Source organism: Microbacterium luticellae (assembly GCF_050408645.1).
Taxonomy (GTDB): Bacteria; Actinomycetota; Actinomycetes; order Actinomycetales; family Microbacteriaceae; genus Microbacterium.
On record NZ_JBNTKE010000002.1, the window covers coordinates 470,298 to 495,930 of the forward strand.

Annotated in this window: 24 protein-coding genes; 4 read left to right on the forward strand and 20 right to left on the reverse strand. The window is 59.4% G+C overall.

Features of this window, described 5'->3' with window-relative positions:
• The first annotated feature begins 32 nt into the window (after window positions 1-32).
• Window positions 33-1,271: a D-mannonate dehydratase ManD gene (manD, locus tag ACQUSW_RS07875; protein WP_428931739.1), complete on the forward strand. Its 1,239-nt coding sequence runs from the start codon at window positions 33-35 to the stop codon at window positions 1,269-1,271.
• A gap of 37 nt (window positions 1,272-1,308) precedes the next feature.
• On the opposite strand, the gene dnaB is transcribed toward manD, so the two are convergent.
• The 20 genes from dnaB to ACQUSW_RS07975 form a co-directional block, all read right to left on the reverse strand.
• Window positions 1,309-2,685: a replicative DNA helicase gene (gene dnaB, locus ACQUSW_RS07880; RefSeq protein ID WP_428931740.1), complete on the reverse strand. Its 1,377-nt coding sequence runs from the start codon at window positions 2,683-2,685 to the stop codon at window positions 1,309-1,311.
• 584 nt (window positions 2,686-3,269) lie between these two features.
• Window positions 3,270-3,617, reverse strand: coding sequence for a hypothetical protein (locus tag ACQUSW_RS07885; RefSeq protein ID WP_428931741.1), 348 nt, complete (start codon window positions 3,615-3,617; stop codon window positions 3,270-3,272).
• A complete protein-coding gene (locus ACQUSW_RS07890) occupies window positions 3,614-4,456 on the reverse strand; it encodes a DODA-type extradiol aromatic ring-opening family dioxygenase (RefSeq protein WP_428931742.1) in 843 nt (280 codons plus the stop codon). Before ACQUSW_RS07890 ends, ACQUSW_RS07885 begins: the two co-directional genes overlap by 4 nt.
• 20 nt (window positions 4,457-4,476) lie before the next feature.
• Entirely contained in the window at window positions 4,477-5,340 is an 864-nt protein-coding gene (locus ACQUSW_RS07895; RefSeq protein WP_428931743.1) for an amidohydrolase family protein, read from the reverse strand.
• Window positions 5,337-6,539 carry a CaiB/BaiF CoA transferase family protein gene (locus tag ACQUSW_RS07900; RefSeq protein ID WP_428931744.1) on the reverse strand — a complete coding sequence of 401 codons (1,203 nt, stop codon included), beginning with the start codon at window positions 6,537-6,539 and terminating at the stop codon, window positions 5,337-5,339. The genes ACQUSW_RS07895 and ACQUSW_RS07900 overlap by 4 nt, the downstream gene beginning before the upstream one ends.
• Window positions 6,526-7,533 (reverse strand): alcohol dehydrogenase catalytic domain-containing protein, encoded by a 1,008-nt coding sequence (locus ACQUSW_RS07905; protein WP_428931745.1) that lies wholly within the window; start codon window positions 7,531-7,533, stop codon window positions 6,526-6,528. The genes ACQUSW_RS07900 and ACQUSW_RS07905 overlap by 14 nt, the downstream gene beginning before the upstream one ends.
• Window positions 7,534-7,586: 53 nt before the next feature.
• A complete protein-coding gene (locus tag ACQUSW_RS07910; protein ID WP_428931746.1) occupies window positions 7,587-8,609 on the reverse strand; it encodes an ABC transporter substrate-binding protein in 1,023 nt (340 codons plus the stop codon).
• Between the two features lie 47 nt (window positions 8,610-8,656).
• Complete coding sequence (locus ACQUSW_RS07915) at window positions 8,657-9,490, reverse strand: ABC transporter permease (protein WP_428931747.1); 834 nt, start codon at window positions 9,488-9,490, stop codon at window positions 8,657-8,659.
• A complete protein-coding gene (locus ACQUSW_RS07920) occupies window positions 9,487-10,317 on the reverse strand; it encodes an ABC transporter permease (RefSeq protein WP_428931748.1) in 831 nt (276 codons plus the stop codon). The genes ACQUSW_RS07915 and ACQUSW_RS07920 overlap by 4 nt, the downstream gene beginning before the upstream one ends.
• Window positions 10,314-11,147 carry an ABC transporter ATP-binding protein gene (locus tag ACQUSW_RS07925; RefSeq protein WP_428931749.1) on the reverse strand — a complete coding sequence of 278 codons (834 nt, stop codon included), beginning with the start codon at window positions 11,145-11,147 and terminating at the stop codon, window positions 10,314-10,316. The genes ACQUSW_RS07920 and ACQUSW_RS07925 overlap by 4 nt, the downstream gene beginning before the upstream one ends.
• A gap of 168 nt (window positions 11,148-11,315) precedes the next feature.
• A complete protein-coding gene (locus tag ACQUSW_RS07930) occupies window positions 11,316-12,068 on the reverse strand; it encodes an ABC transporter permease (protein WP_428931750.1) in 753 nt (250 codons plus the stop codon).
• Window positions 12,055-12,939, reverse strand: a complete 885-nt coding sequence (locus ACQUSW_RS07935; RefSeq protein ID WP_428931751.1) for an ABC transporter permease — start codon at window positions 12,937-12,939, stop codon at window positions 12,055-12,057. Before ACQUSW_RS07935 ends, ACQUSW_RS07930 begins: the two co-directional genes overlap by 14 nt.
• Window positions 12,940-12,941: 2 nt before the next feature.
• Window positions 12,942-13,961 (reverse strand): ABC transporter substrate-binding protein, encoded by a 1,020-nt coding sequence (locus ACQUSW_RS07940; RefSeq protein ID WP_428931752.1) that lies wholly within the window; start codon window positions 13,959-13,961, stop codon window positions 12,942-12,944.
• Window positions 13,962-14,009: 48 nt separating this feature from the next.
• Window positions 14,010-14,822 (reverse strand): ABC transporter ATP-binding protein, encoded by an 813-nt coding sequence (locus ACQUSW_RS07945; protein WP_428931753.1) that lies wholly within the window; start codon window positions 14,820-14,822, stop codon window positions 14,010-14,012.
• Window positions 14,823-14,945: 123 nt separating this feature from the next.
• A complete protein-coding gene (locus tag ACQUSW_RS07950; protein WP_428931754.1) occupies window positions 14,946-15,839 on the reverse strand; it encodes an alpha/beta fold hydrolase in 894 nt (297 codons plus the stop codon).
• A 6-nt stretch (window positions 15,840-15,845) separates the two neighbouring features.
• On the reverse strand, window positions 15,846-17,552 hold the full coding sequence (locus ACQUSW_RS07955) for a thiamine pyrophosphate-binding protein (RefSeq protein ID WP_428931755.1): 1,707 nt from the start codon (window positions 17,550-17,552) through the stop codon (window positions 15,846-15,848).
• Window positions 17,549-19,033: an aldehyde dehydrogenase family protein gene (locus ACQUSW_RS07960; RefSeq protein WP_428931756.1), complete on the reverse strand. Its 1,485-nt coding sequence runs from the start codon at window positions 19,031-19,033 to the stop codon at window positions 17,549-17,551. Before ACQUSW_RS07960 ends, ACQUSW_RS07955 begins: the two co-directional genes overlap by 4 nt.
• Window positions 19,034-19,113: 80 nt before the next feature.
• Window positions 19,114-20,088 (reverse strand): LLM class flavin-dependent oxidoreductase, encoded by a 975-nt coding sequence (locus ACQUSW_RS07965; RefSeq protein ID WP_428931757.1) that lies wholly within the window; start codon window positions 20,086-20,088, stop codon window positions 19,114-19,116.
• A gap of 3 nt (window positions 20,089-20,091) precedes the next feature.
• On the reverse strand, window positions 20,092-21,495 hold the full coding sequence (locus ACQUSW_RS07970; protein WP_428931888.1) for a dihydroorotase: 1,404 nt from the start codon (window positions 21,493-21,495) through the stop codon (window positions 20,092-20,094).
• Between the two features lie 2 nt (window positions 21,496-21,497).
• Window positions 21,498-22,448 (reverse strand): alpha/beta hydrolase, encoded by a 951-nt coding sequence (locus tag ACQUSW_RS07975; protein ID WP_428931758.1) that lies wholly within the window; start codon window positions 22,446-22,448, stop codon window positions 21,498-21,500.
• Between the two features lie 219 nt (window positions 22,449-22,667).
• Here ACQUSW_RS07975 and ACQUSW_RS07980 point away from each other — a divergent pair, with 219 nt between their 5' ends.
• Genes ACQUSW_RS07980 through ACQUSW_RS07990 form a run of 3 tightly spaced genes read left to right on the forward strand, consistent with a single transcriptional unit; the run spans window position 22,668 to window position 25,563 of the window.
• Entirely contained in the window at window positions 22,668-23,696 is a 1,029-nt protein-coding gene (locus tag ACQUSW_RS07980; protein WP_428931759.1) for a putative F420-0 ABC transporter substrate-binding protein, read from the forward strand.
• A complete protein-coding gene (locus ACQUSW_RS07985; protein WP_428931760.1) occupies window positions 23,693-24,775 on the forward strand; it encodes an iron chelate uptake ABC transporter family permease subunit in 1,083 nt (360 codons plus the stop codon). The genes ACQUSW_RS07980 and ACQUSW_RS07985 overlap by 4 nt, the downstream gene beginning before the upstream one ends.
• On the forward strand, window positions 24,772-25,563 hold the full coding sequence (locus ACQUSW_RS07990; RefSeq protein WP_428931761.1) for an ABC transporter ATP-binding protein: 792 nt from the start codon (window positions 24,772-24,774) through the stop codon (window positions 25,561-25,563). Before ACQUSW_RS07985 ends, ACQUSW_RS07990 begins: the two co-directional genes overlap by 4 nt.
• Window positions 25,564-25,633: the final 70 nt, after the last annotated feature.

The following is a 25,633-nucleotide window of genomic DNA, read 5'->3' on the forward strand; positions in this document are numbered from 1 at the left end:
GTCCCGTCATCCCACCGTTCCAAGGAGGATTCATGATCATCGAAAAGGCTGAGGTCATCGTGACCAGCCCCGATCGCAACTTCGTTACGTTGAAGCTAACGACTGACGAGGGACACACGGGTCTCGGCGACGCAACGCTTAACGGCCGCGAACTTGCCGTCGTCGCGTATCTGACCGAACACGTCGTGCCTCTTCTGATCGGCAGCGATGCAAGCAAAATCGAAGATACATGGCAATTTCTGTATCGGTCCGCGTACTGGCGCCGCGGTCCGGTGACGATGGCTGCTTCTGCTGCGGTGGACATGGCGCTGTGGGATATCAAGGGTAAGGCAGCGGGGATGCCGGTGTACCAGCTCCTCGGCGGTGCGTCGCGTAAGGGTCTCATGGCTTATGGTCACGCGTCTGGCAAGGAACTACCAGAGCTATTCGACTCGATTCGCGCGCACCAGGAGCAGGGCTACAAGGCAATCCGAGTGCAGACGGGCGTGCCAACACTGAAGGCAATTTACGGAATCGCGGCGCAGAGCGCCGATGTCGGCGATGCTACCGTGCGGTACGATCACGAGCCTGCGCGGCGTGGCGCGAAGCCAGTAGAGGAAGACTGGGACACGCGGGCATACCTGAACCATTTACCCGGAGTTTTCGAGGCTGTTCGCAACGAGTTCGGGCCCGACATTCCTCTGCTGCATGACGGTCACCACCGGATGACGCCGATTCAGGCGGCGCGGCTAGGCAAAGACCTCGAGCCGTACGACCTGTTCTGGCTGGAAGACTGCACCCCTGCTGAAAACCAAGAGGCTCTGCGGCTCGTACGACAGCACACCACGACCCCTCTCGCCATTGGCGAGATCTTCAACACAGTGTGGGACTTCAAGGACATAATCCGCGACCAACTGATCGACTATGTGCGCGGCGCAGTTACTCATATGGGCGGCATCACACCACTGAAGAAGACGCTCGACTACGCGGCGATGTACCAGATCAAATCGGGCATGCACGGCCCCACCGATATCTCACCTGTCGGTATGGCTGCCGCGATGCATTTAGGTCTTAGCATCCATAATTTCGGCATCCAAGAATATATGAAGCATGGGCAGAAGACCGATCAGGTATTCGAGCAGTCGTTCACGTGGATCGACGGCTACCTGCACCCGGGCGACAAACCTGGCCTGGGAGTTGAACTGAACGTGGACGAAGCAGGCAAGTACCCCTACGAGCAGGCATATTTGCCTTATAACCGACTACTCGACGGCACCGTTCACGACTGGTGAGCGAGAAGTTCAGCAAATATTTCGAACGAACCCTGCTCTATTCAAAGTCGCCGCCCGAGGGCGCCATATCGGCAAACCTCGAGAAGTGGCCTTGGAAGGCTACTTGGATGGTGGCGGTGGGGCCGTTTCGGTGCTTGGCGACGATAAGGTCGGCTTCGCCGGGGCGTACGTCGCGGTCGTAGACCGAGTCGCGGTGCAGCAGCACAACCATGTCGGCGTCTTGCTCGATCGAACCCGATTCGCGCAGGTCGCTCACCTGTGGTTTTTTGTCGTTACGCTGCTCGGGGCCACGGTTCAACTGCGACAGCGCAATCACCGGCACCTGCAGTTCTTTAGCGAGAAGTTTCAGTGCACGCGAGAACTCCGACACCTCTTGCTGTCGTGATTCCACGCGTTTACCGCTCGTCATCAGCTGCAGGTAGTCGATGATCACCATCTTCAAACCGATGCGCTGCTTGAGGCGTCGGCATTTCGCACGGATTTCAACCAGGGTCATATTGGGGCTGTCATCGATATAGAGGGGCGCGTCGTTAATGCGCCCGCGGGTTGCGGCCACGGTTGTCCAGTCGCGCTGGTCAAGCGTGCCTTTTCGCATGTTCTGCAGAGGAACAGCACCCTCGGCGCTCAACAGCCGCATGGCGATCTCGCTTTTACCCATTTCGAGTGAGAAAAAGATGGTGGGCAGGTTGTTGTCGATGGCCGCCGAGCGTGCAAAGTCGAGCGCGAGTGTCGACTTACCCATAGCGGGTCGCGCCGCCACGACAATCATTTGACCGCCGTGCAGGCCGTTGGTCAGCTCATCAAACTCGCGAAATCCGGTAGGCACCCCGGTCATGACTCCGTCGCGGCCCGTTGCGGCTTCAATTTCTTCAACAGCTGCTGTGACGGCAACGGTCAACGGCACATAGTCTTCTGTTTCTTGCCCGCCCGTAACGCCATAGATTTCGGCCTGGGCAGTGTTGACCAGATCGAGGGCGTCGCCCTGGCCGTCGTATCCCATTTGTACGATGCGGGTTCCGGCGTCGACGAGCTTGCGCAGCACGGCGCGCTCCGCAACGATCGAGGCGTAATAGCCAGCGTTCGCGGCCGTGGGAACAATAGATGTGAGCGAGTGTAAGTAGTCGGCACCGCCAGCACGCTGCAAATTACCTGTCTTGATGAGCTCATCGGTAACAGCAACGACATCGGTCGGTTCACCGTGCGAATACAGCGTGAGTACGGCGTCAAAGATCAGTTCATGCTTGGGGATATAAAAGTCGTTTCCGCGCAGCGTCTCGATCACTTCGGCGACAGCATCAGAAGAAAGCAGCATTCCGCCGAGCGTGCTCTGCTCAGCGATGACATCGTGCGGAGGCGTGCGCTCAGGACCCCGACTCGATCCGAGCCGTTCTTCTGAAATATCTGCGATCGACACGTTCCTCCCTCCCGAACCCGGTTTTCGTCAACCGTGATTCGTCAAAGCCGGGCATAAACATGCCCGAGCATCAGCACACCATGAACCCCCGACATTGCGCTGCTCCTTCACGGTAAGAGCCGACCTGCATCCACGCAAAACGCCCTGTGGATAACTCTGTGGACAAACTGCGAACAACTCGGGAGAGTCTGTGCACAACACCTGGGGATAACTCCGTGGATAGGTATTTGTGCACCTCTAATTTATGCTTGCGACCTGGGGTTTATGTTTTCCCCACCCTGTGGAGAGAAACCTACTTAAAGTGCATCTTGAAGGTTGTGAAGCATCCGGATGCATGTGCACAACTCTGGGGAAAGTCAAGCCTTTTTTTGCTCGAAGCCCGACACGCCTGAAGTTCTGCGGCTAAGCACCGATGGCAGCACATAAAGCCCGCGCGTGTCGCAGTAAACAACACACAGTGCCCACACAATCGGAAAGCCCCGGGTCATAACGACCCGGGGCGTCCTTTCGATGGAACCCTCATCCGATGCATCCCCCGAGACACCGAACAAGTACGCCATCGAGCTTGATCACCGATCCCGCGATCACGGAATAGTGTTGACCTCGCCAATCGGTGTAATTCGTTCGCGATACTGCTCGACTAACTCGCGCCAGCCGAAACCTTCGCGGTATTCGTGCTCATAGATGGCCTCGGTAAAGTGCCACAGCAAATACGGGTGCGCCCCGAGTGCATACAGGGCACCGTAGTCGCGCTCGGCAAAGGCTGTGCGCTCGTCGGGTGTGAGCACACGGTCATCCGTCACAGCATCCGGTCCGCTGCCACCGCGTAGCCACTCCTCAACAAAGCCGGGTGGGTCGGCAACATAGGCGTTGACCAGCGCGTTGCTCATCTCAACGTGGCGCATGAACTTGTTGATCATATAAATGCTCATTGGTCATTCCTCCACAAGAAGAACGGGCTCGAAGCAAACCGCGATTCGGTCGCCTCGGCAAGGTCGGCAGGACGGCCCTGCATCGCAGCGAGCGCCGACACGATGTTGACGTACTGGTAGGTGACGTTTCCGGCGGCCATGACGCGGTCAAAGCTGCATCCGGCAATCGCGGCGTCGAGGTCTCCGTCGCGCATCCAGCCGACAGCATCGGCGTCGAACTGCGGGTCGGGTGAGCCAGCAAAAGTGCGGGGCCCTCCCACGTCGGTGGCCATGTGGCCCGAGGTCAGCAGGCCTACTCGTGCATCCGAATCCCATGTTTCGACGGCTTTGCGCAGGTAATAACCGAGGTCGGCGAAACGCTTGGCCGAGGGTAACGGCGGCAGAATCGAGTTGGCGTGAATGGGCACGATCGGCAGGTCGAGCTCGGGTCGCACATATTGCAGTGGCAGCACAAAACTGTGGTCGAGGCGCCATTCGTGCGAAACGGCGAAGTCAATTTCGTCGGGCAGAATTTCGCGACCGGCAATGTGTGCTGCAAGTTCCGGATGCCCCGTGAGTTCGGCGTACTCCATACCAAAAGTGCGCACTTCGTTTTCGAACGTGCCGTGGTAGCTGTCGGCTTTGCCGATAATGAACGCTGGTGCGTTGTCGTAATAAAACTGTCGCACGTGGTCGGTGCCAAGAACAATCAGCACATCGACGCCGAGCTCTCGAACCGTGTCACGAATGAGCGTGAAGTTGGCGTCGACGCGAACAAGGTCGTCGGGCATGGGTTCACGCATGTTGCGCCACAGAAGTGGGTTGTGCGGGGTGGCCGCCGCCATGACAAGATCAGCCATGATTTATGTTCCTTTCAGCATCACAGGTTAAAGAGCCTGCGGGCGTTGTCGAGGAGAATTTTGCGGCGGGATTCCTCTTTGAACCCGAGTTCGTCAAACTCTTTCATCCAGCGGTCAACCGTCATCACTGGCCAGTCGGAGCCGAACAGTACCCGGTCGGTGATGACCGAGTTGGCATAGTGCACGACCTCGGGCGGTAGGTATTTGGGTGCCCAGCCGGAGAGGTCGAGAAAGACGTTGGATTTGTGCCACACCATTGCAAGGTTGTCGAGGTGCCAGGGCCAGGCTGGGTGGGCGCTAATAATGTTGAGTTCAGGAAAATCGGCGGCCATGTCGTCGATATAGGGAATCGGTTTGGCATTTTCGAGTCGGTAGCCGCCACCACCGGGGGTGCCTGCTCCAGCGCCGGGGAATCCGCTGTGGAACATCACCACGAGCCCTAGTTCGGCGCAGGTTTCCCAGATGGGGTAAAAGTGTCGGTCGTTGGGCAAAAACTTTTGGCGGGCGGGGTTGAGTTCACCGATGCCTTTGATGCCGTATTCGTCATGCATCCGGCGAATTTCGGCGACAGCTGCTTCGCCCTTCCACGGGTCAATTCCCGCGAAAGCAAGAAAGACATCCGGATGCTCCGCCTGCGCTTTACCGAGCAGGTCGTTGGGCGCTCCTTTAATACCGGATGTTGTCTCGGAGTCGGAGTTGACGATCACGGCCATCATTTTGCGGTCGCGATACTGGTCTGCCTGTTCGGCGAATGACACGATCGGCCGTTCACGACCGAAGTGCTGGGCCATCTGCTTGTGACGCTTGCCCATGGCCGCAATGAACTCTTCTGTCTGCGGGTGAGTGTGGACGTCGATGGCTACGAGGTCGTCGATGCTGGTCATCGTGCTTCTCCTTCGTTCTGCACGGCGGGTGTGGCGGCAGCGGTGAGCGCGTCGGTGTGTTCGCCGAGATCGGGTGCATATTTCAGCGTGGGTCGGCCGCTGCTGTGAAATCGCGTGCTGGGCACCGGCACAGGCACATCGCCGTCGGGGCCGCTAATGTTTTCGACCAGCTGCATGCTTTCGATCTGCGGGTCGTCGAAAAGGTCGGCCACGGTATTGAGTGGGCCGTGCGGAATATCGTGGTCGGCCAGCCGCTGCAGCCAGTGGTCGCGGGGCTGCTGCGCGGTGATTTCTTTGAGCACTACGTCGAGTTCGTCATAGTTGTTGACACGACCTTCGCGGGTGGCAAAGCGTGGGTCGTCGGCCAGGTCGGGGCGTTCGAGCACGTCGAGCAGCCCTGTCCAAAACTTTTCGGGCACCGACATGTGAATCACAAACGCTTTTCCGTCGGAGCCAGTGCACGCGTAGGCCTGTGCGCGGCGGGGGCGCGAGTCAGGACCCGACACCTGCCCAGTCTCAAGGAAAGTCGATGCCGACTCGGTCAAGAAGTCGACGAGCGCACCCACCATCGACACTTCGATGTGTTCACCGCGGCCGCGTGCGTGACGCGCATGCAGTGCCGCCAAAATGGCCTGTGTTGCCGACATTCCCGACAGCAGGTCAGAGAACGCTGGGCCCATGGGGCGCACGGTTGAGGCGGGCACTACCTGGCTGTACATTCCTCCGACGGCCGAGATGACGGTGTCATATGCAGGGCGCTTCGAGTACGGGCCGGTCGGGCCGAAACCGGTAATCGAACATGAAATAACCTGAGGGTTACGCTGCTGTAAGGCATCCGGCCCTATTCCTAGCCTCTGCATAACGCCGGGGCGAAAGTTGTCGATCACCACGTCGGCCGTGTCGACCAGGCGCAGGAGCTGTTCGCGGTCGTGTTCGTTTTTGAGGTCGAGCGTTACCGACTGTTTGCCCCGGTTGTATGCGGCAAACTGCGGGCTCATACGCGCTCGGCCTTCCCAACGCCGCATCGGATCGCCGTCGGGAGACTCAACTTTAATAACGTCGGCGCCCAGGTCAGCAAGCAGTTTGGCCGCGTAGGGGCCAGAAATGTACTGTCCGAGTTCAATGATCCGGATGCCGCTGAGCGGCCCCGTTGCTTGCTGTTCGGTCACGATGCTCTCTTTCTCATCAGACAATGTCAACGACCACCTTTCCGCCCTTTTTCATCGGGAATGCGGCGAAGGCGTTCACGATGTCGTCGAGGGGGTAACGGGGTCCGACCAGGTCGGGAATGACACCGGCAGAGGCAAGAGCCAGTGCTTCGCGCACATGGCGGTAGCCGGCGCTGGCCACGCCACGTAGGCTCTTGCGGCGCAGGTAGAAGTCGCGGGTGTCGATGCGCAGTTCGGGGTTGACCGAGGCCGAACAGAACGCTGCTCGCCCACCCCAGCCGAGGGCTGCGATACCGACACCAAGAGTTGGCGCGTTGCCCGTTACGTCGAGCAGTACGTCGAAGTCTTCGCCGAGGCGCGACAGTTCTGCTTCGAGTGCAGCGGTGTCGGGCGCGGTAATAATCTGCTCATCGCCGACGGGAATGACGGGGCGCCGTGAAGCGGCAACAACCTGTGCTCCCCTATGTAGTGCGATAACTGTTGCGGCTCGCCCGAGGGTGCCACCCGCACCCATCACGAGCACACGATCATTGCCGGTGAGCCCGGCGGCTTCCGCGGCGTTCAGCACAATGGCGGCACTGTGCACAACCGATACGGCTTGCGCTGCAGGCAGATCATGCGTGGCAAAAGCACTGGCGGCGGGCACCACCACAATTTCTGCGGCACCACCATCGCGGTGCACCCCAACAACCTTCTGGTCGCTGCAGTCTTCTTGCAGGTCGTTGAGGCAAAAGCGGCAGTGCCCGCACGGAATATTGGGTTTTACCACCACGCGCTCCCCTCGGCGCGTGGCATCCACTCCTTCACCGACGGCGGTGATGGTTCCCGCCGGGTCGATGCCCAGTATGCGTGGCAGTGCTGCACGTGCTCCGGGGCCCACCCCGGCTATGACGTTGAGGTCAAGCTGGTTCACACCTACTGCTTCAACAGCAATAGCTACTTCTCCGGGGCCGGGTTCGGGTTCGGGCACCTCATCGATGCTCAGTTGCCTGAGATCATGCCCGTGCAACACTGCCGCGCGCATTTGGTCCTGCTTTCTTGGGGTGAGGTGGCAGCGCTGCCACCCCACCGGGTTTGTTATTCGAGTGAGGCCATTGCCCGTTCAAGGTGAACGGTGTTGGTGTACACACTCCACTCTGGAATATCCATACCAAACGCTTCCATTGCGTCTTTGTAGTGGTCTTCGTTCATGAGCATATTTTCGTTGTACAGTTCGGGCCCGTAAGCGTAGATTTCTGGCATCCGCTCGGTGTCGGTGACCACGAAGTCATTGGCCTCCATCATCGACTGTACGTATTCCTGGTTTGACAGGTCTTTGTAGAACGCCATGCCCTTGGTAGTGGCGCGAATAAACCGTGCCAGGGTGTTTGGGTTCTTTTCTACCCACGAGTCGGAGGCTGCCAGCACGTCGTTGGGCCACTCCATCATCGTGTTGATAACAAAGTGCGCGCCGGCGTCTTCGATGAGTGGGATGTGACGCGGGAACACGGGTGTCAGCAGAACCTGACCGGCGAGGAAGTTTTCTACCCATGCGTTCGAGAAACCGGGAGGGTAAACGTCTTTCCAGTCAACACCGCGAATATCAAAGCCTTCATCGGCCATGAGATTCATCCGCACATCGTTAATGGGCACACCGGGTGCGTCGCCCAAAATGATCTGCTTGCCCGAGAGGTCTTCGGGTTTGGTCACATCGGCGGCCGCCGCGATGATGTACGGCTGGCGGGCGCGGTATCCGGCCACGATTTTCAAACCGGTTCCTGCTACCGCTGCGTCAACGATACCCATCGAGTCTTCGACGGCAACGTCGAGCGAGCCACCGATGAGGCCCTCTCGAATATTGTCGGCGTCGATGATGTTGATCGTGAGACCTTCTTCTTCGTAGTAGCCCTGGTCGATTGCGATCCAGACGGGTGCTTGGCTGTCGAGGTTAGGGGCCGACAGTGCGATGGTGAGCTCTGTCTTTTCGGGCTCGCCGATGGGTGTTTCGGCAGTCATCCCTGAGGGGTCGGGCGCGTCATCTGTGCCCGGGCTGGTCGTGCTGCTGCAGCCGCTCAGTGCGAGCGCGCCGACGAGAGCAGCAACAATGATGCTCTTGCGCATGATTCCTTCTTCCTTCGTGTGCTTTTCTGTGTGCTTCTTGGTGAGGGTCACCTCTTGACCACGCCCTCGATATACCAGGGCGCGACGATTTTCTTGACGAGGTTGAGGATGCCCATTCCGACGATGGCGATAATCACGAGCAGTATCGTGATGCCGATGGCGGCGTCGAGCTGTAGTTCTCCGGCTTTCTTTCGAATGAGGTGGCCGAGTCCTTCTGATCCGCCGATGAACTCACCGACGACGATTCCGATCATGGCGCGTGCGACACCCATGCGGAGTCCCGTCAGGATGAGTGGCAGTGCTGCCCACAGCTGAACTTTGAAGAAGATCTCGGCGCGTGAGGCACCGTAAACCCGTGCAGCTTTGACTACGGAGGGGTCGACACCCCGGATGCCGTCCATGGTGCTGATGGCGATCGGAAAGTAGGCCATGAGAAAGATGATGAGAATTTTCGGCCCGTTACCAAAGCCCATCCAGAGCACCAGGAGTGGCTGAAAGGCAATACGAGGGGTGGCGTATAGCGTCCAGAACGGGCCACCGGCAATGTCGTAAAACAGCTTCGATGAGCCCAGCAGCAGCCCTGTAAACACGCCGACGACCGCGGCGATCAGGAAGCCGATGACAGCGTTGCCGGAACTATAGAGAAAGCTGCCCCAGAGAACACCCGATTCTGACATGCCGACCATGGCTGTCCAGATTTCGCTGGGTGGCGGAAAGAAAACCGGGTTCCACAGTTCAACAACGGTCTGCAGATACTGCCACACCAGAAGAATGACAATAATTTCTACAGCGATGGCAAGATTCCATCGCCCTGCCTCCCACAGGCCACGCAGGCGGTGGTTGCCGGATGCTGCAGTGATAACGGGGTTGCTGGCGGTCATCGTGTTCCTGCCTCTCGCCATGCGCCGACTTTGCGTTCGAGGTAGTCGCTGAGCGACACCAGCACGACCGAAACGACGATGAAGAAGATGATTGCTGAGAACGCCTGGTTGGTGCGGAACCGCGCAAGCGAGGTGACAATCAGCGATCCCATGCCCATGGGGCTCGACACCATTTCACCGATCAGTAGGCCAATGAGGCTGGTAGGAATAGCAAGCCGGATGCCTCCGACAATGTAGGGGAATGTCCACGGCAGTCGCACTTTGAGATAGCTCTGCAGTGGGGTGGCACCGTACACTTCGGCTGCGCGCAAGATCGACGGGCTGACTCCGCTCACACCGGCAACGGTGTTGAGTGAGATCGGAATCGCGGTTGATAGGAAGACGAGTACGACGTTGGGTGTCATTCCGAATCCGAACCACACGCCAATAATCGGCTGGATTGCAACAAGTGGTGTCGCCCATGCCGCCCACATGATGGGCATGACAAGTTTGTAGGCCACGTGAATGCTGCCGACGATGAGACCAATGGCGATTCCAGCGAATGCGCCGAGCGCAAAGCCAATGAGCCAGGTGATCGCGCTGAAGCCCATGTTTGACCACAGCAGGCCGGCGTCAGCGAGTTGACCAAAACCCAGCAGAACGTCGAGCGGAGCGGGGAGAAAGACCCGGTTGACCATCTCGAACGTCACGACCACCAAGTGCCAGATCGCAACGATCACTGCAAGGTCGATGAGTGCGAACCACATGCTGCGCCGCCGTAGGAATGCCCACGGCTTTTTTCGCGGCGCCGCCTTTCGTGTCGCGATAGTAACGGTCGCGCTGCTCATGCTCGCTCCCGTACTGCCGCGGTTGCTTCGCGCTCCAGGGCAGTCCACAAGTGGTCACGTAATTCGAGGTAACGGGGGTCGCCCTGTGCGCCGCGTTCGCTGCGTGGGCGCTCCATGTTTGTCTCATGAATTTCGAGCACGGATCCCGGGTGGCTCTTAAAGACGACAACGCGGTCGCCCAGCAGAATGGCTTCTTCGATCGAGTGGGTGATGAAGATGACGGTCTTGCCCGTGCCCTGGATAATCTTTTCTAGCTCAGCCCGCATCACTTCTCGCGTGAGTGCGTCGACTGCGCCGAGCGGTTCGTCCATGAGCAGCACCCGGGGGTCGCCAACGAGGGCGCGCGCGAGCCCTACTCGCTGCTGCATGCCACCGGACAGCTCGCGGGGGTATGACTTTTCGAAGCCCTTCAAGCCAACCATTTCGATGGCATCGTTGATCTTCTCCGTCATGTCGATGCCGCGATACTGCTTTTGCATTTCAACGCCGAAACGCACGTTGTCGGCGACGGTGCGCCACGGCAGCAGCGCATAGTCTTGAAAGACAACTGCACGGTCAGGGCTCGGCCCTTTCACGGGTTCACCGCCCACGAGCACGGTGCCCTCGGTGGGTTCGACAAGACCTGCGATAACGTTCATCACGGTTGTCTTGCCGCATCCGGAAGGCCCAAGTACGGTGACGAACTCGCCTGCATTAACAGTGAGGTTGACGTCTTCTACCGCGGTCAGGGTCTGACCTGTGCGGGAGATGTTGTATCGCACTGTAAGGTTTGATACTTCGATCATGGGTTGTTCTGAGCGGAGCTCATTATGAACAGAGGCAACGGCCATCGATACGCTCTTTCCACGGTCTTCGTTGATCGGGTATGGGGTTATTGGGTTGCGGTATCGCTACCTTAGCAGCTTTCGGATACAGGATCCAGAAGCCAATTTAGGAATAGAAACAACAAACCCGGATGCCACGTCCATGCACCCGGGTTTGCTATTAGGCCATGCCCTCTACGCGTTCCACCGCGTAACCGCCGACTCAATACGAGTCAAGATGGCATACACAACAACCGAAATCACAATGATCAAGATCACCACAGCGAACAGCAGCGGCATGTTGAAGGTGTGCGAGGCGGTCGTAATCAGCTTGCCGATGCCCACCACACCGATGATGACTTCGGCGCTGACGACGCCCTTGATGCCCTGCATGACACCGATGCGTACACCGGCAATGAGTGGCGATACCGCACCGGGCAGTCGCACAAAGCGCGTACGGCCTACAGAGTTGGCTCCAAACGACGACGCCATTTCCATTAGGTGCGGATGGGTCTCTTTCAGAGCGGCCGACCATGTCAAGATCACTGGCGAGATGGCAAACGACACCGTTGTGACAATGCGGGTTAGCTCGCTGTTGCCCCAGATAAACGTGAACATCGGAATCAACGCAATGTGCGGTGTTGATAGAAACCCGTTCACAAAGGGGAGCAAGCCCTCTTCGATGGTTGCGCTCGAGGCCATCAGCGCTGCAATTATGCCGCCGATAACGAAGGTGACGAGGAGGCCCATAACTAGCGTGAACCCAGTGGTCGACAAGAAGCTCAAAGAGCCGCTGGTGATCAGCTTCCACAGTTCACCACCGATGTCGGTGAGCCGGGGCAGCCACATAGGCTGCCATACCTCTGAGATAACGATCCACGCGATGAGTACGACGAGGGCGCTGGCCACATCTGCGCGCTGAGCGATGAGACGACTAGCTTGCTTCATTGGTCACTCCTCCCTGCATCCGGCGCTGAATGCGCTTCTCCACCATGCGGCCAAGGCTTGTCAGAATGATTCCCTCGGCAGCAACAACCAGCGTGACGGCATAGAGCGCGGCGGCTGAGAACGTGGATTTGAAGTCGAGTAGCAGGCCACCGAGCCCGGCCGGTATCAACACCAGTTCGACAATGATCATGCCCGAAATTGCGCGGCCAATACCGATGCTGAGACCGGTAAAGATGACGGGTATCGCCGAGGGCAGAATCACTTCCATCCAGGTTTGACGTCGGCTCGCGCCGAATGATGCCGCCATCTCAACGAGGTCGGGTTGAATGACCCGCACCGCAGCACGTGCGTTGAGTGCAATCACCGGGAGGGTAAACAGCACCACAACGGCAACGCGAGCGCTCAGTGACAGGCCAAGCGCCACAATGACCACGGGGATGACCGCGACCATGGGGATCACCATTGCGATATCGAGCCAGTACGACAGCGCACGGTCAGCAACGCGGTTACGGCCGATAATGAACCCCAAAGCGAGGCCAAAAATCACCGAGAGTGGATATCCAATCAGTAGCGCAATGTTGCTCTGAATAAGTGCATCAGTCAGTTGGCCGGTTGCGATAAGTTTGGGAAACTCCGCAAAGGTATCTGTCACAGAAGGAACAAAAATTCCTCCCGATACCGTGCCGTACCACTGCCACGCCCCGACCAGCATGATCAAATGACCGATGCGGATGGCCCACACCGTGGGTTGGTGGGCCGGTCGTGGGGCACCGATAGCTGTGGCTCGTCGGAGCTTCAGGGGTTTGCGGCGCGCGCCACGAGAAATTCCCGTGGCGCGCGTCGGTGCGGACTGCAAATCGAGACTATTCACGGTTACTTCAAGAACTCCGAAGTGCAGCACTCATCGATTGTGGGGAGGGTCTCGTCAGTGAGCAACCCAGAATCTTCAAGCGCCTTCAGTGTCGTTTCAAGAGTGGTCTTATCGAAGGCTCCATCTGCCGGCCAGAGTTTGTCTTCTAAAGACACCTTTGCCAGTTCAGCAGCCGCCTCGGCTGTTGTGTCAGGAACGATCTCTTCGATTACCTTGGCGAGTTCCGACTCGTTGTCATAAACCGATGCGTAAGTGTCTTGCAGAGTGCCGATAAAAGCGCGAACAAAATTCGGCTTCTGCTCCATGGTGGCTGTGCTGGTGAAGATCACTGAATCGATGATTCCCAGATCAGCCTGAGCGACATCAAAAATGACATTGAACTTGCCCGGCGCTTGTTCTTGCATTGCCAACCAGTCCGAGAACTGAACAGCAGAAGCATCAAGTTGTCCGGCCATCATTGCCTGCACGCGCGCGGCTGACCCGGGCACAATCATGATTTCGGGATCCGCGGTCGGGCATTGCTGCAGTGCCATATTGGTGTACAGAGTGGTAGCCGAAATCTGCGCGTGGATACCGACACGTTTGCCGTCAAGGCCACAGACGTCTTCTACTTCGCTCGGCGCAACAACAAGGTAGGCGGGCATATATGCCGTGGCAATAGCCTGAATCGGTGCCCCCTTCTTAATAGCTGCAAACACCGTCGGGGCGTTCGCAACACCGAAGTCTGATTCACCGCGGGCTACTGCCTGCACAGAGTCTTCGCCGCCCTGATGGAAGGTTTCCTCCATCGAAGTAATGCCAACATCAGCAAGATTGTCGAGTGCCATGTGAATCGGCACCTTCTCTAACTGCTGAACTGAGGCAGAGTACGAGAAGGTCAACGATGTCTGCTCAAGACCAGAGTCATCTCCTTCCGGAGCAGTAGTACCTGGCGTGTCGGAGGCACCGCACCCTGTCAATAGCAGAGCGGCGGCCGCAAGCACGGATATACCCGCGGTGCGAAACCTCTTGGTGGTCTTCACTTCATTCACTCCTTTGTGGTGGCCCTGAGAGCGCTGGGTGGGGGACGACTAAACGACGGCCTCAGCAAGAACATCGGTCTTGATGAGACCCCATAGGTGTTCAACAATTTCGGTGAACTCAGCCGTGCGCTTAATGTCGAGTTCGCGCGGTCGTGGCAGGTTGATAGGTACCACTTCGCCGACGCGACCTGGGTGCGGCAACAGCACGACAACGCGGTCAGCGAGATAGACGGCTTCATCAAGCTGATGCGTAACAAAAACGACCGTCTTTTTTTCTTGCGCCCATATTCGCAGTAGTTCTGTTTGCAGCACCTCGCGTGTTTGAGCGTCGAGGGCTGCAAAGGGTTCGTCCATGAGAAGAACATCGGGGCTGACTGCGAGTGCGCGGGCAATGTTCACTCGCTGGCGCATGCCGCCAGAAAGCTGCGAGGGAAACTTGTTTGCGGTGTGCCCCAGGCCGATGCGGTCGAGCATTTCTTGCGCCCGGGCACGCGCGGCGTCTTTGGGTTCCTTGGCCAACTGCAAGGGGAATGCGACGTTGTCGATGATGCGTCGCCATGGCAGCAGACAGTCGCTTTGAAAGACGAATCCGCGACGACGCGAGGGACGAGTAATTTGCGACCCATCCATCGAGACGATGCCGGCGTCGGGCGGCAGCAGACCGTGGATCAATCGGAGTAGGGTTGTCTTTCCGCATCCGGAAGGACCGATCACAGCGATAAACTCGCCGGGCTCGATCTGCAGTGTTAGGCCGTCAATGACGGGATCTTCTTGGCCGGGAAAGGTGTAGCGAATGTCGTCGAGGTTGATCCCCGCGCCTCCGCTAGGCACGGGTGTCTCACGGCGGCGAACGTTTTCCATCGGGAATTCCTTCGATTGGGCCGGGAAATCAATGCGTGGCGTCACCATTGACTACCGACGGGATTTTGGATTTTGTATATTGGATACACTTTCACACGGTTGTGTGAGTGTCAAGGGTTTTCTTCAGTGCCGTAGTCCAGCCAAAAACGCAGCTGTGTGGGCCATAAATACTTCCGGATGCTCACGGTAAACGTAGTGCCCCGAGCGATTGACCTGCACCGCGGTCACGTCTTTCGATGAGCCGGTGAGAAGAGTCATCAGGCTCTCACCCAACTGGTGTGGCGCCGAGACATCATTGCGCCCCCAGAACGTCAGCACAGGAACCTTGAGCCCCTGCGACACGAGTTTCTCCAGCACAAGCTCACGACCACGCTGCAGAGAATCAGCAACGCTGGGGTACAGCAGCATCCGGTGTTCGCGATCGTTCCACCACCCGCTTTCCATTGCGGCATCGTGACGCGCCCGCAGAATGTCGTTATCGACGTGCGAAGCGTCATAAGAATTCATGACGAGCTCGCGGCGCACATACTCCTCGGTCAGAGCGTGCGGAGGGTCTGCATATGCGCGTAGATAGAAATCGGTCGGGGTGAGCGGCGAAGGCGGCGCGAGAGTATTGCTCGACACCAGCACGACCCCATTCACCAGGTGTGGTGAACGCAGCGCAACGTCAGCGACAGGTAAAGCACCGCGCGAATGACCCATAAGAGTCACCGGATGCCCCACCCCGGCCACCAACTCTTCGAGATGAGCGGTCAAGGCCGATAGGCTCACGGCGCTTCCGCTCATTCCAGGCTGATAGCTGCGCCCCTGGCCCGGCTTGTCGTACGCGATGAGACGAGCACCGATCGTGTCTGGGTGCCAGATTGTAGACCAGTCTGCTGCATCGGAGAGCGAGCGCACATCGCCGCCATGCACCATAACGAGCGTCGCATTGCTGCTGCGAGAACTACGCGGCCCGGTGTCATACACAGCGGTGCGCACACCGCGAACATCACGCATCACAAGAGACTGTTCCATAGCCACTCACTCCCCCGCTTCGCCGGTTAGTACATCAACAAGAACGGTTTCTCCTCGAAGCGTGGCAGCCACAGCATCGGTCAACACAGCATCGAGGTCGTCGGGGTTTGAGACGGTGAAGGTCGTAGCAATACCGAACGACCGCGCCAACGCAGCAAAGTCAACAGGGGGGTCGTCAATGACGGTACCGATACCAATGTTTTCCACGCTTCGCGATCGCGCTTCGGCGATCTTCTGCGCGTGCACATAAGAGTTACCCCACTGGCGGTTGTTCTCCATGACAACGAGCAGTGGCACTCGATGCTTGGCAGCGGTCCACAGCGCCTGTGGCGACATAAGGGCATCGCCATCAGACTGGATATCGATCACGAGCCGGCCCGTTCCGCGGTGCGCAAGCCCCACGCCAACAGACGCACCGAGACCATAACCGAGTCCTGCGCCTCCGGAGGATCCGAGATAGCGGTCGCTCCGATCGATGTGCCAGAGTCGGTGCACCCAGTTGTGCAGTGATCCATTCGCTAAAACGCGGTCATGATCACGCGTGGCGTGATCGAGCCGGTCGGCGAGAAACGCCGGGGTGATCACGGCGGATGCACGCTGCGCTGTCGCTCTCCACTCCGCTCGATGAGACTGCACGAGATCCGTGAGAGCACGGCTCCAGGACGAAGGCTCACGTTGCGATGGCTGCCGAGTGATGATCTCGCGGCGCAGCTGCGCGAGAGCGCTCGACACTTCTGCGTGTACGAGCACCTCGGTCGGTTGAATCCGCTGTAGGTCAGCGGCCCACGCCTTGACCCCGAACGCTGCTGTCGTTACCTGCACCACGGATGCACGGTTGGCCCCTGGGATGACCGCGACGTCACGAACTTCGAGCGCCACCACGAGGTCGGGCTGTTCGGGCAGGGGAACACCGGTTAGGTTGAGCTCGTGCTGAGTGGGAAAACACAGCTCGGTGCGGTTGTAGTCGCGCTGCACTTCGATGACCGGAATGCGCAGGTGTTCGGCGATCGCCACGAGGTCATCAACAGCCTGCTGGTTTCGGCCGACAGATTCGACGGCGATCACCGGGCGCTCAGCAGCCAGCATTCGGTCGACCATCTCGGTGATCGCATCGGCCGGTGCCGCAACGGCTGCCGCCTGAGAATACAGCGAGGGATCGAACGCGGGGCGAGAAGTGTCGACGCCGTCTTCTTGAATCTCTGTGTCGATCGTGATGTATACCGGGCCCTGCGGCGCCGATTGAGCAAGCCGAACTCCGCGAGTGATCGACTCTTCGGCAGCCGAAAGAGAGCCAGGTTGGTCATCCCATTTCGTGTAGTCACGCACCTGGGTGGCCTGAATGTTTGCCGTATGAATCCAGTCAATCCACGGTCGACGCTTTGCCGCATCGGCGGGGCCAGAGCCACCGAGAAGAAGCAGGGGCACCCGATCGCACCACGCGTTATAGATGGCCATCGACGCATGCTGGAGCCCCACGATGTCGTGGATGGCAACGGCGGCAGCTTTACCCGTGGCCTTCGCATACCCGTGGGCGACCGCGACAGAAATCTCTTCGTGAAGACACTCAATGATTTCGGGCGCGTGAGGGCGACGATGAATAAGAGAGTCATGAATGCCGCGGAAGGTGGCTCCCGGGGCAAAGGGAATCAGGTCGATTCCAAGATCGTCGAGCAGATCGACAATGGCGTCTGAACCGTAACGTTCTGCATTCATCGCAGCACCACATTAATCGCGCGCGTCTGTGTGTAGCTCAGGAGCTCTTCGAGCGATTCCTCTCGCCCGATTCCCGAAAGTTTCACGCCGCCGAAAGGCACTCCAGGAAAATGCGTCGAGGTGTCGTTGATCCAGACATAACCGGCCTCGAGCGCACGGGCGGTACGAAAAGCACGGTCAATGTCTTGCGTCCAAACGCTACCCGTGAGGCCATAGTCGACAGAGTTCGCGATGGTAATCGCTTCTTCTTCACTGTCAAAGGGCATGATGCTCAGCACGGGGCCAAACACTTCTTCTTGTGCGATCTCAGCATCCGGCGTCATCCCGGTCAGTACTGTCGGCTCGACATACCATCCCGAAGAGAGCTCTGTCGGATGCGAACCCCCCACGAGCAGCTCAGCGCCGGCCTCCCGCGCCCGCTCAATAAAACCGAGGGCTCGTTCTTGCTGACGCTGGGAAATCATCGGGCCAATCTGCACGCCCTCTTCCCAGGGCAGACCCTGCCGCACCCGCGCAACTGCCTCAGCAACGCGGTCTCGCACCTCGGTGAAAATCGACCGCTGCACGAGCAGACGCGAGGTCGAGCCGCAGGATTGACCAGCAAAGGCAAAGTTCATTCCCTTGACGGCCGACGCAATCAGTCCATCGATGTCGGCATCGTCATAGGCAATCAGGGCATTTTTTCCGCCGAGTTCGAGCGAAACACTCTTGACTCCCACTTCGGCGCCCGCCTGTTGAATGCTACGGCCGACGCCGTGGCTCCCGGTAAAGGCAATGCGATGCACCCGCTTATCGCGCACGAGCTGGTCGCCCACGTCGGGGCCACCATGAACCACCGAAAGCACCCCCGAAGGCAGTACTTCTGCTGCTACCTCTCCCAGCAGGAGGGCAGAAAGCGGTGTCAGTTCGCTCGGCTTAAGCACAACCGTGTTACCGGCAACCAGAGGCGCTGCAATCTTAGAGGCAGCGAACATGAAGGGGTGATTAAACGGAATGATACGGGCAACGACACCGAAGGGCTCGGGTGTCGTTACGTGGAGTCCCTGCGGACTACCAGGCAGTGATTGGCCGGTGAGGGCGTGCGCCATATCGGCAAACATCCGCATACGGGCAATGCCAGTGACAATGTCGATGCGCATCATCCACAGGGGCAGACCTGCGTCGATCGTGTCAAGCCAAGCGAAATCCTCGGCACGCTTCTCGAGTGCGTCGGCCAATTCACGCACAATGGCAGCGCGAGCGTAAGGGCCACGAGCGGCCCATGCTGCCGCAGCATCCGAAGCCTCATTGACCACCGCCGTGACGTCGTCGCGGGTAGCCCACGCAATGGTCGTAAGCACGTCTTTTGTACTGGGATTAATGATCGGTGCGGCTTCTCCCCGCCCTTCACGCAGCTCACTGCCGTGCAGCTGTTGCCAGTGGTAATTGTTGATCGCCGAAATCACTTCTTCGGGTGTTGCGGGGTGCTCTGCCAATGACATCTTCGTCTCCGTCTTTCGTGGGGCCTTCAGGGGAAACAAAAGTGGCGGGTCAGCCACACCACTGACCCGCCACCGTGTTATTACTTCATCTTCGGCAAGACTTCTTTACCGAGAAGTTCGATCTGCTCAAAGAACCGGTCGAACTTGAAACGGAAGTCGAACACGAGGTGTTCTACGCCCAGTGCCTCGAACTTCTTCAGTTCTTCGACAGCCTGATCGGGGTTACCCACGATCAACTGACCCTCAAGGTCTTCGACTGTCTCGAACTTGCCCGACGGCGGCTTGACGGCAAACTTGGCCTTGTTAGCCCAGGTGAGAAGACCCGGCACGTTAACGTGCTTGAGTGCTTCTTCGCGGGTCTCTTCAATCGAGGTCGGCGGAATAACGGCGACCGTCGGCATCGGGCGTCCGTTTTCGTCGGTGATGTCGCGCATCGTCTTGATGCGCTTCTCCATCGTTGCAAGCCCGGTACGGCCAGGCATCCAGCCATCGCAAAACTCTGCGGCCAGGCGTGCCGAGCGCGGCGTAGCACCGCAGTACCAGAACGGAATCTCGCCACCGATGGGCTTCGGTTCGATTGTGACATCTTCGAAGCTGAAAATACCGTCGTCATAGGTGACGTCGTTTTCTGTGAACACGCGGCGCAGAATCTCTGCGTTCGAGCGCACCATTTCGACTCGGTCGAGGTCGCCCCAACCGATCGCTTCAAACTCGTGGTCGAAGGTTCCGGCACCAAATCCGAGGATAAGGCGCGGGCCGAGCAGCTGCGTCATGGTGCCGGCCATGAGGGCCGTTACCAGCGGGTGGCGGAATGGAATGAGTGAACCCGTGCCGAGCTCAATCTTCTCGGTCACTGCACCAATCGCCGTCAGCGTGGTCAGTGCGTCATAGAAGGTGCGGTTGGGTTTTTCCATTTCACCGTGCGGTTCAAAAACCAGGTGGTCGCGCACCCATACCGAGTCAAAGCCATAGCTTTCTGCAAGCTTCGAACCCTCCAGCAGCTTTTCACGGCTGGCTTGTTCACCGAAGTGGGGCAGCAGCAATCCGAATTTCATGAGTTACTTCCCTTCCTTGGCAGCCAGCGCTGCCCTGTCCTGCGCCGGAGCGGCGAGTTTTCCGTGCTTGGGGTCGCCAACAACTTCTCCGTCGGCATATACGTCAACACCGCGTACGATTGTGCGATCAATGTGTGCGGTAATGGTGCGTCCGTCATAGGGCGTCCATCCGGTCTTCGACAGCACGCCGTCGTTCGTGATGGTCCACTCGTGATTCATGTCGGCAATCACGATGTCGGCGTCGGCTCCGATCGTGATCGAACCCTTCAGGCCTGCCAGACCGAACTTGTCGGCGGGTACGTGAGCAACCATGTCGATGGCGCGCTCCAGGGTCAGCTGACCCTTGTTGACGGCGTCGAGCATGAGCTCGTAGTAGTACTGAATACCGGGGGTACCCGTGTGGGCACTCCACATTTCGGTCCAGCCGATTTCTTTTTCTTCCCGCGTGTGCGGTGCGTGGTCTGACGAAGCAACATCGATGGTTCCGTCGCGCATGCCCTCCCATACGGCGGCACGGTTGTCGTCGGGAACCCAGTAGCTCAGGGCGTAAGGGCCCAGGGTTTCGACATCGTTCCAGGTCGACAGGAACGGCGCCCAGTGGTTGACCTCACACGTCACATCGACGCCGGCTTCTTTTGCCCGGCGCACGGCTTCAATCGAACGACGCGTTTGAATGTGAGCGATGTGCACGGGGCATCCGGATGCCTCTGCCAAGCGCAGCACAACATCAATCGCGGTGTCCCAAATAACACCCTCGCGTGCCGCGTATGCCGAGGCATAACCCTGTGGTGTGTTCTCACCGCGGGCAAGGTACTGGCCCTCGATGTAGTCCATGAGTGCCTGGTCGTGCGGGTGAATGATGAACCGTTTACCCGTTTTGGCGATGTGGTCCATCATCTCGAGCAGGTGACCGTGATCGTGGATTCCCGTGCCGGCGGGGTGCGGGTAGGTGCGCCCCGTATCAACCACCATGTAGATCTTGTAGGCACAGATGCCCATCTCGCTCATACCGGCGATGTCGTCGAGCTTGGTGGGGGCAGGGTTGTGGTTCCAGTCGACCATCGATGTTTCTTCATAACGCTGGAACACGTCGGTCAGAGTGGCAACATCGGTCGTGGGCGGCTCAAGGTTGGGCATGCCAAAGATGGTTGTCACACCGCCGGCAGCAGCCTGCTGGCCGGTCGTGAGGACGTCGTCTTTGTGCTCGTAGCCGGGCTCACGCGTGTGCACGTGCACGTCGACCATGCCGGGCAAAACAAGCTTTCCGGTGGCGTCAACGGTGCGGTCGGCCTCCATGGGGGTGCCGGGGGCGACAAGACCGGCGATCTTGCCGTCATTGACGAGCAGATCAGCTTCGACCGGACCCGACGGGGTGACTACGGTGCCACCGGTGATTTTCAATTGCATGCTCAAGACTGAACCTCCTGTGCGGTGATGGCCTCGCCAATGGCGGGCGAAGGGGTGTCCCGATGAACGAGGTGAGCCGGCCGCACGTAACGGTCGAACCAGTCAACGATCATGGGTGTGGTTTGCTCCCAGTACGCGTCGTAGGCGGCGTAATGGGTGGTGTGCCGCTGCATGATGAGGTGCTTGGGGCCTTGCGCAGCCTCATAAAGTGCTTCGGCGTGGTCGGTGGGTGTTGTGGCGTCGCCCTCCACACCGATCACAAGGAGGGGTGTGGTGAGGCGTGACGCTGCATCGATTGGGCGATAGGCGATGATTCCCTCCGCGCATGCGAGGGGCACGGCGGTGGGAATGCGGTCGTCAACATCGGCCTTAACCTTGGTTGCGCGGCGTTCGGCCGTGGGGATCATGATTTCTTCGCGCGGGTGCACAATGCGCCCCTTGCCGGTAACGACGCGCTCTTTGCGGTCTTCGTCGATGGCCTTCAGGTAGTCGAGCCACTCGTATTCCGAGCGCATCCGGTGCAGCCAGTCTTCGCCGTCGGCAACCGGCACCTGGCTTACTGCCGCTTTAATACGCGGGTCGGCTTCGGCCAGAAGCACGGCGTTTCCGCCTCCTGTGCCGCCTGTTCCGAAGACGCCGATGGCGTCGGCGATCACGTCGTCACGGGTCGTGAGGTAGGTGACGGCGTTTTTAAGGTCTTCGAGCTGCCATGCGGGTGACAGGTAACCGCGGTCACCCTCGGAGTCACCGAAGCCGCGGTAGTCGATCACCAAAACAGCGAATCCGGCGTTAACAAGGGCCTCGTGGTATCGCACATAGAGTTTGGCGTCTTTCAGCCCCAGCCAGCCGGGGCCTTGCACGAGTGCACGGTAGGGCCCGGGTGTTTCGGGTGTGCGCCAGAGCGCGGCGATTCGCTGCCCTTCGCTAAAAAACTCGACGGGTGTGGTCTGCATGTCGTCCTCTCGGATGGGGCGCTTCGTCGCGCTCGACGTCCCGCGTCACCGCGGCTACTCTCCATCATGTCGTATCCTGGATCCAAAATCCAGTATTGTGTTGTGTGGGTCATCGAGCATAGGATGACCAACATCGTCGGCCCGATTGGCCGGTCACGGTAGTCCGGAGTTGGACTGCGTCATTTCGCAACCACCATCCCTACTCCTTACGGAGGAACCATGACCAGTCCTGCCCGCCTGCCCCGCATCGCCACGCTTGCCTCAGCCACTGCGCTGTGCGCACTTCTTCTTGCCGGATGCACCGCACAGGCCCAAACCCCTACCGAGTCAGCCGAGCCCGAAGCATCCGGCGCCGAATCTGCCAGCGAATCAGCCGCATTCTCGCCCGTGACCGTCGACAACTGCGGCACCGAAATCACGGTCGACACCCCACCCGAGCGCATTGTCACCGTAAAATCGACGACGCTGGAGCTTGCTCTTGCCCTCGGGCTCGCCGACCGCATCGTCGGTAGCTCTTATGGCGACGGGCCGCTTCCTGACAACCTGGCGGCAGCGGGCGAAAAAATCCCCGAAATCTCGCCCAAGCTGCCCTCGCAAGAAGCCGTGCTCACGGTAGACCCCGACTTCATTTTCGGCGGCTGGGAGTCAAACTTCTCGGTCGACGGAGTCGGCGAGCGCGACACCCTGCACACACTCGGCATCACCACCTATGTGGCACCGTCAGCGTGCAAGGCCCCCGAATATATGCCGCATCCGCTCACTTTTGACACCGTATTTGATGACTTCATTGAGGCGGGCCGTATTTTTGGTGTTGAAGACGCCGCCGAGCAGCTCGTTGACGAACAGCGTGCACAGCTTGAGGCTTTGGTTCCAGATGCTGCGGGCCACACCGCCCTCTGGTATTCATCCGGTCGCGACGAACCCTATGTGGGAGCCGGTATCGGTGCACCGGCCATGCTGATGGAAGCCGCAGGGCTCACCAACGTCTTCGCCAACGAAGAGAACACCTGGATCTCGGCCTCGTGGGAGAAGGTTGCCGACCTCAACCCCGATGTGATCGTGCTTATCAACTCTCCCGGCAACACCATCGACGACAAGATCGAGCTGCTCACCACCAATCCGGTCACGTCGACCATGGATGCCGTCATCAACAAACGCTTCGTGACACTGGAGTTCGCCGAGGCCGAAGCAGGGGTGCGCAACGTTGGTAGCGTCGCCCAGCTGATCGAGCAGTTGCAGACACTATGACCACCGCACGCATTCGCAGTAACGCCGTCGCTGTTGTCGGGGAGGCCGTACGCACGGCCCCTCGGCGCAGCGTCACCCGCACGCTTGTTGTGAGTGTGACGCTGACCGCACTGCTATCGGTATCGATTCTCGTCGCCGTGGGTATCGGCCCCGCCCCCATCGCGCCGGGCGACGTGGCGGCAACCCTGTGGGCGCACCTGACCGGGCAGCATCCGGTACTACCCGCCACCCAAGACGCGATTGTGTGGCAGCTGCGCTTGCCGCGAGTGTTGACAGCAGCGGTGGTCGGTGGCGGACTTGCCCTGTGCGGTGCCGTCATGCAGGCACTCACCCGCAACCCCCTCGCCGACCCCTATCTGCTGGGTTTGTCGTCGGGTGCATCGACGGGCGCTGTTGTTGTGCTTGTGCTCAGTGTCTCGTTTGCTCTTCCAGCCGCAGCTTTTCTCGGTGCCATGCTGGCGCTACTTCTTACCCTCACGATCGGGCGGGCCGGCGGCTCACGGTCGGCCACCTCAATAATTTTGGCGGGCCTTGCTGTCTCGGCCATACTGTCGGCACTGACGAGCCTCGTTATTTTCTGGAGTGCCACGAACGACAGCTACCGCGAAATTCTTAGCTGGCTACTCGGGTCTATTTCGGGCGCCCAGTGGTCTGACGTGGCGCTCGTCGCTATCGCAGCGGCCGTGTGCGCGGTTCCGCTGCTGGGTTCAGCCCGGATTCTCGATGGCCTAGCCCTGGGTGACTCGGCCGCATCGGCCCTGGGAGTATCGGTCGAAAAAGTGCGATTTGGGCTCTTTGCCTGCTGCGCACTGCTCACCGGCGCTCTCGTGGCAGTGAGCGGGTCCATCGGTTTTGTCGGACTCATCTTGCCGCACGCAACGCGCGCTGTCGTGGGGGTTCGCCACCGTGCACTATTGCCCACCTCTTTCCTCGTCGGGGCACTGTTCTTACTGTGGGCCGACACCATCGCCCGCACCGTATTCGACCCGCGCGAACTGCCCGTCGGAATAGTGACCGCGCTCATTGGCGGGCCCGTATTTGTGATTCTGCTTTCACGCCTGCACAGGAGGCGGCGGTGAGTGGTCTCCATGCGCAGCGCGTGCACTTCACCCTGGGCGGTCGCTTGATCGCCGACGGCGTCGACATCACGGCACCGGCCGGAGCAGTCACCGCCATTCTCGGGCCGAACGGTGCCGGAAAAAGCACGCTCCTGCGCCTCATCGCGGGAATACTCACACCCCAGCAGGGCGATATCCGCTTCGCAGACGATAACCTGCACCGCCTCTCGCGACGCGAACGAGCACGCCGCCTCGCCTTTATCGAACAGGAGTGGAACGAAACCGACGGCCTGCGCGTGCGAGAACTTGTCGAGCTCGGCCGCATGCCGCATCAGGGCCTACTAGCGCCCACATCGGTCGCCGACGACACGATTGTCGACGACGCTCTCGACCGCGCACAGGCCACAGAACTCGCCGATCGCAATGCGGCAACGCTCTCCGGCGGCGAACGACAGCGCGTCAACCTCGCCCGCGCTCTCGCTCAACAGCCACAACTTTTGCTGTGCGACGAGCCCACCAACCACCTCGACGTCCACGCCCAACTGTCGTCCCTCGCCCTGCTGCGCGACCTCGCCACCGACGGCATGACCGTTATCGCCGCGCTCCACGACCTCAACCATGCAACCCAGTTCGCCGATCACGTCGTCGTGCTCTCCGACGGCGTTGTGCGCACAGCCGGCCACCCGCGCAACGTGCTCACCGCCGAATGCCTCCGCGCCATCTGGGGCGTCGAAGCCGACATCATTGAGCACAACGGGCGACCGGTTATTGTGTTCGGCGCACCGGTACGAGTGCCCGACAGCCTGTAGCATCCGGCACAACCGCTTCGCACCTGGCACAACTGTTTCAGTATCCACAAAGAAGAAGGGCTCCGGATGC

Coding starts and splice junctions, on each gene's coding strand:
- ACQUSW_RS07925 (WP_428931749.1), bottom strand. CDS start 11,147: ATGGCCGTTGCCTCTGTTCATAATGAGCTCCGCTCAGAACAACCCATG.
- ACQUSW_RS07890 (WP_428931742.1), bottom strand. CDS start 4,456: ATGGCTGATCTTGTCATGGCGGCGGCCACCCCGCACAACCCACTTCTG.
- manD (WP_428931739.1), top strand. CDS start 33: ATGATCATCGAAAAGGCTGAGGTCATCGTGACCAGCCCCGATCGCAAC.
- ACQUSW_RS07960 (WP_428931756.1), bottom strand. CDS start 19,033: ATGTCATTGGCAGAGCACCCCGCAACACCCGAAGAAGTGATTTCGGCG.
- ACQUSW_RS07945 (WP_428931753.1), bottom strand. CDS start 14,822: ATGGAAAACGTTCGCCGCCGTGAGACACCCGTGCCTAGCGGAGGCGCG.
- ACQUSW_RS07955 (WP_428931755.1), bottom strand. CDS start 17,552: ATGAATGCAGAACGTTACGGTTCAGACGCCATTGTCGATCTGCTCGAC.
- ACQUSW_RS07980 (WP_428931759.1), top strand. CDS start 22,668: ATGACCAGTCCTGCCCGCCTGCCCCGCATCGCCACGCTTGCCTCAGCC.
- ACQUSW_RS07895 (WP_428931743.1), bottom strand. CDS start 5,340: ATGACCAGCATCGACGACCTCGTAGCCATCGACGTCCACACTCACCCG.
- ACQUSW_RS07915 (WP_428931747.1), bottom strand. CDS start 9,490: ATGACCGCCAGCAACCCCGTTATCACTGCAGCATCCGGCAACCACCGC.
- ACQUSW_RS07885 (WP_428931741.1), bottom strand. CDS start 3,617: ATGAGCATTTATATGATCAACAAGTTCATGCGCCACGTTGAGATGAGC.
- ACQUSW_RS07950 (WP_428931754.1), bottom strand. CDS start 15,839: ATGGAACAGTCTCTTGTGATGCGTGATGTTCGCGGTGTGCGCACCGCT.
- ACQUSW_RS07965 (WP_428931757.1), bottom strand. CDS start 20,088: ATGAAATTCGGATTGCTGCTGCCCCACTTCGGTGAACAAGCCAGCCGT.
- ACQUSW_RS07920 (WP_428931748.1), bottom strand. CDS start 10,317: ATGAGCAGCGCGACCGTTACTATCGCGACACGAAAGGCGGCGCCGCGA.
- ACQUSW_RS07975 (WP_428931758.1), bottom strand. CDS start 22,448: ATGCAGACCACACCCGTCGAGTTTTTTAGCGAAGGGCAGCGAATCGCC.
- ACQUSW_RS07910 (WP_428931746.1), bottom strand. CDS start 8,609: ATGCGCAAGAGCATCATTGTTGCTGCTCTCGTCGGCGCGCTCGCACTG.
- ACQUSW_RS07930 (WP_428931750.1), bottom strand. CDS start 12,068: ATGAAGCAAGCTAGTCGTCTCATCGCTCAGCGCGCAGATGTGGCCAGC.
- ACQUSW_RS07970 (WP_428931888.1), bottom strand. CDS start 21,495: ATGCAATTGAAAATCACCGGTGGCACCGTAGTCACCCCGTCGGGTCCG.
- ACQUSW_RS07985 (WP_428931760.1), top strand. CDS start 23,693: ATGACCACCGCACGCATTCGCAGTAACGCCGTCGCTGTTGTCGGGGAG.
- ACQUSW_RS07905 (WP_428931745.1), bottom strand. CDS start 7,533: ATGCGCGCGGCAGTGTTGCACGGGCATGATCTCAGGCAACTGAGCATC.